This window comes from Ideonella sp., from assembly GCF_035254525.1.
Lineage (GTDB): Bacteria > Pseudomonadota > Gammaproteobacteria > Burkholderiales > Burkholderiaceae_C > Ideonella.
The window spans coordinates 1-3,235 of the sequence record NZ_DATFAN010000212.1 but is presented as its reverse complement, the minus strand read 5'-3'; the positions used below and the strand labels follow the sequence as shown (position 1 = coordinate 3,235).

Annotated in this window: 3 protein-coding genes; 1 reads left to right on the top strand and 2 read right to left on the bottom strand. The window is 70.9% G+C overall.

The window, feature by feature from the left end:
• A partial coding sequence (gene ureG, locus VJ693_RS24490) for an urease accessory protein UreG (RefSeq protein ID WP_324158615.1) occupies positions 1-565 on the bottom strand: 565 nt, incomplete at its 3' end.
• 194 nt (positions 566-759) lie between these two features.
• Between ureG and VJ693_RS24485 the strand changes: the two genes are divergently transcribed.
• On the top strand, positions 760-2,478 hold the full coding sequence (locus VJ693_RS24485; RefSeq protein WP_414652364.1) for a hypothetical protein: 1,719 nt from the start codon (positions 760-762) through the stop codon (positions 2,476-2,478).
• 3 nt (positions 2,479-2,481) lie between these two features.
• Here the strand turns inward: VJ693_RS24485 and VJ693_RS24480 are convergent, their stop codons facing one another.
• Complete coding sequence (locus tag VJ693_RS24480) at positions 2,482-3,177, bottom strand: urease accessory protein UreF (protein WP_324158617.1); 696 nt, start codon at positions 3,175-3,177, stop codon at positions 2,482-2,484.
• Positions 3,178-3,235: the final 58 nt, after the last annotated feature.

Sequence of the window (3,235 nt, the reverse complement as noted above, 5' to 3'; positions counted from 1 at the left end):
AGGGCTTGGCGCCGCGCATGCGCTTGGTGTCGGCTTCCATCACCGACAGGTCGGCCCCTACGTAAGGCGCGAGGTCGGTCTTGTTGATCACGAAGAGGTCGCTCTTGGTGATGCCGGGGCCGCCCTTGCGCGGGATCTTCTCGCCCGCGGCCACGTCGATCACGTAGATCGTGAGGTCGGAGAGCTCCGGGCTGAAGGTGGCGGCCAGGTTGTCGCCGCCGGATTCGATGAACACGATGTCGGCGTTCGGGAAGCGCTCGAGCATGCGGTCGACCGCCTCGAGGTTGATCGATGCGTCTTCGCGGATGGCCGTGTGCGGGCAGCCACCGGTCTCGACGCCCATGATGCGCTCGGGCTCCAGCGCGCCGGCCACGGTGAGCAGGCGCTGGTCTTCCTTGGTGTAGATATCGTTGGTCACGACGACCAGGTCCCAGCGCTCGCGCATGGTCTTGCACAGCATCTCGACCAGCGTGGTCTTGCCCGAGCCGACCGGGCCGCCGACGCCGACGCGCAAAGGGGGAAGGGGCTTGGTGCGCAGGGCGGGCGAGGTGTTCATGGTGCGCATGATGGCATGCACGCCCCGTGCCAACTGTGCGCCAGCATGGCGCCGGGAGTTGTGCAGGCGGCCACCGACCTCGGGGTGAGGGAGGGGGCACCGCGGCCGGCAGCCGCCTGCACAGATGCATGATCCTGCCCTGGCATTGCGCCCATGTTGCTGTGTCTTGCTGCGCGGCAAAGCCCGGGCGTACAGTGGCCCGCATGCTCGACGACGGCCCGGTCCACGACAGCAGGCTCGCCACGGCGCCAACGGCCGGGGCGCCGGAGCCGGTCACCGTGCGGCACCTTCGCCAGGTGTTGCTGTGGCCGCTGCGCCTGATGCCCGGCCGGCGCGACGATGGCCAGCCGCCCTGGCAGCGCCTGCGCGAGGCCGGGCCCGCGTCACCGTGGCGCGAGCAGGTCGACGAGTACACCGGCGACCCGAAGCAGTTTCACGAGCGGCACTACAACGAGTTCGTCACCTTCCTGCCCTACGTGCAGCGCTTTCTCTACGGCGAGGGCCGCGTCGCGCGTGACAGTGACGAAGGCGACGACGAGTACCACGGCGCGCCGATGCGCGTGTTCCGCCGGCGCGACGTGGCGCGCGCACGCGTCTGGCCGCGTGCGGGGGCGCAGCCCGTCGAACTGCGCGTCGTGCACGTCGACCTGTACTTCTTCTTCGACGTCGATGTGGTGCTGCTCAACGTCGAGCTCGAGGCCGATGCGCTGAGCCTGCCGCTGGCGCAGGAGCTGCTCTACCGCACCGGCCGCGCCTACCCGCCGGGCTGGGACGCGGCCGGCCGGCCGCAGCACTGCCACTTCGCTGCCGAGTGGCTGGCGGCCGACGGGCGCGTGCTCGCGCAATCCGACGCGCAGGCGCGCGAGGTCTATCTGGCCCACGTGGCCGAGCACCGGGCGCCGCGCATCGCGGCGCACTGGGCCTGGCTCCTCGAGCCGCTGGTGCCCGACCACTCGGCCGTGGAGGGCGCGCTGCGCTACCGCCAGATCGAGTACTACCGCATGCCGATGATGGCCTACCTCGCGTTGGACGACCCGCGCGCGCTGTCACGCGCCGACTTCGTTCGCCTGGGCCTGGTGACCGGGGCCGGCGGCGCGCAGGGGGCCGATGGCGCTGGCGAACTGCCCTATTCGGAGCGGCACCTCGCCGACTTCGAGGCACGCCATTGTTACGACCGCTTCTGGTCGACCACCGGCGCGGCGCCCGACACGCGCTACCTGTGCAGCGGCCACGCGCTGGTGGTCGTCGGCCGGGCCGACGCGGCTTTCTTCCGCTGCGGCGATCGTGGCGTGTTGGCGCAGTTCCGCCACCCGCACTTCATGATCTTCCTGATCGCGCATTTCCAGAAGGCGGCGTTGCTGATGTTCAGCGACCGGCTGGTCGCGGCGCTCAAGCGCCTGAACGTGCGCAACCCGTCGAGCGTCAAGCGCTTCAAGCGCGAGATCCGCGCCTGCTTCGAAGGCTTTCTGCGCTTCACGCACCGCTACTGGTTCCACCAGGTGGCGGAGCAGGCGCAGGCCCGTGCGCTGTTCGAGCTGACCGCGCGCCACCTGGGCTTGGACGCGCTGTATGCCGACGTGAAGGAGCGCATCGCCGACATGAACGCCTACCTCGATGCGGACAGCCTGCGCCGCCAGGCCAACACGGTGGTGCGGCTGACGGTGGTCACGATGTTCGGCCTGATCGGCACGGTGACGACGGGCTTTCTCGGCATGAACCTGCTGGCTGAAGCGGACGCCCCGATGTGGCGGCGCATCGCCTGGTTCGGCGGCGTGTTTGCGCTGACGACCTGGCTCACGCTCTACACGATCGCCAAGTCCAAGCGGCTGTCGGACTTTCTCGACGTGCTGTCCGACGAGCGCATGTCGCCCTGGCGCAAGGCGCGGGTGCTGTTCGCGGTGTGGGGCCGCGAGAAGGACTGAAGCCTACGAGCGGAACAGCCGCGAGTACTGTGCCTCGTGCTGCGCCGAGGCGATCGCCAGCATTGGCGTGAAGGCCTGGCGCGTGTCGTCGGGCATCGCGAGCGCGGCGTCGACCACCGGCTCGATCGCTGCCACCGCCTGGTCCAGCATGCGCTGGCCGGCGCTCTGGCCGAGCGGCACGGCCTTCAGCGCGGCCTGCACCATGTTCTCGGCCCAGCCGAAGGCACAGGCCAGCAGCGCTTCGCGCACCGGGGCGCTGGCCAGCAGCGCGGCGAGCGCGAAGGCGACCGGCCAGGTCGGTGCGGGGTTGAGCCGGCCGAGGAAGGCGACGCGCTCGTCATCGGGCGCGCGCTGGCGCAGCCACTCGCCGAGCGAACGGCCCATCTGCTCGGTCTGCTGGCGGAACTCGCTGCTCTCGCGCGTGCAGCGCACCCAGTCGTTCAACGCGGCGGCGCGCGGCAGGTCGGCCTGCTGCCATGCGGCCCAAGCCTGGGCCAGCAGCGGCAACTCCGATCGTCCGAGCGCGAGCTTGAGCTGGTCCAGTACCCAGGCGGCCGCGCTCGCCTCGTCGTGCACCCGGCCGGCGTCGACGGCCGCCTCCAGCCCTTCCGAATAGCTGAAGCCGCCGACCGGCAGGGCCGGCGAGGCCAGCCACATCAGCCGCAGCAGCGTGGGGGCCGGCAGCGCGGCGGGCGGCATGTCAGTGGCGGTGGCCGCCGTGGCCGTGGTCGTGCTTGCAGCCCGGCCCGTGGACGTG